The organism is Plantactinospora endophytica (assembly GCF_016862915.1).
Classification (GTDB): domain Bacteria; phylum Actinomycetota; class Actinomycetes; order Mycobacteriales; family Micromonosporaceae; genus Plantactinospora; species Plantactinospora endophytica.
The window spans coordinates 1-873 of the sequence record NZ_BONW01000018.1 but is presented as its reverse complement, the minus strand read 5'-3'; the positions used below and the strand labels follow the sequence as shown (position 1 = coordinate 873).

Here is an 873-nt window from a genome sequence, read left to right as displayed (position 1 = left end):
GCAGAGCGGTCGGTCCGGAGCGAAGGAGCCGGGTCCGGTGCCCGGCGCGCGTCCGGCGAGCCGGTTGCGCGAAGATGGGGGCATGACCGACGTGCCTCGTTCCCAGGAAGACAACGACGACTCGACCCCGGCGGGCAACCGTTCCGGCGGCGGCGCCGTGCTGGTGGTCGGCCCGGACGGACGCCCGGTCGGCACGGTGCCGGCCGACGGCGAGACGCCTGGCGAGGATCCGTCGCGGCTGATCGAGCAGCCGGCGAAGGTGATGCGGATCGGCAGCATGATCAAGCAGTTGCTGGAGGAGGTCAAGGCCGCACCGCTGGACGACGCCAGCCGGCACCGGCTGCGCGAGATCCACCAGCGGTCGATCGTCGAGCTGGAGGACGGGCTCGCTCCGGAGTTGCGGGACGAGCTGGAACGGCTCTCGCTGCCGTTCGGCGAGGACTCCGCGCCGAGCGAGGCGGAGTTGCGGATCGCCCAGGCACAACTGGTCGGCTGGCTGGAGGGGCTGTTCCACGGCATCCAGGCGGCCCTGGTCGCCCAGCAGATGGCAGCCAGGATGCAGTTGGAGCAGATGCGCTCCGGCGGCCGTCCGGCGCTGCCGGTGGGCCCCGCCGGCACGCTGCCGGGGATGCCGGGCGGCAACGCCGGTCAACCGGGCGAGGCTCCCGGACCCGGCCAGTATCTGTAGCTCCACCTGCCGGTCCCGGCAGCTCCACCGGTCCGGGCCGACCCGGGTCGTGCCGGTCGGTCGGATTCCGGCAGTTCCTCCGGGCCAAGCCGTGCCGATCGGTCAGGCCGTGGCGATCGGTCAGGCCGTGGCGATCGGTCAGGCCGTGGCGATCGGTCAGGCCGTGGCGATCGGTCAGGCCGTGG

1 protein-coding gene is annotated in these 873 nt (G+C 73.2%); it reads left to right on the top strand.

Annotation, left to right across the window (positions count from 1 at the left end):
- Nucleotides 1–82: 82 nt before the first annotated feature.
- Entirely contained in the window at nt 83–688 is a 606-nt protein-coding gene (locus Pen02_RS19420) for a bacterial proteasome activator family protein (protein ID WP_203867517.1), read from the top strand.
- Nucleotides 689–873: the final 185 nt, after the last annotated feature.

Bases quoted from the DNA above. Each gene is read 5' to 3' on its own strand.
- Pen02_RS19420 (WP_203867517.1), top strand. From the start codon at position 83: ATGACCGACGTGCCTCGTTCCCAGGAAGACAACGACGACTCGACCCCG.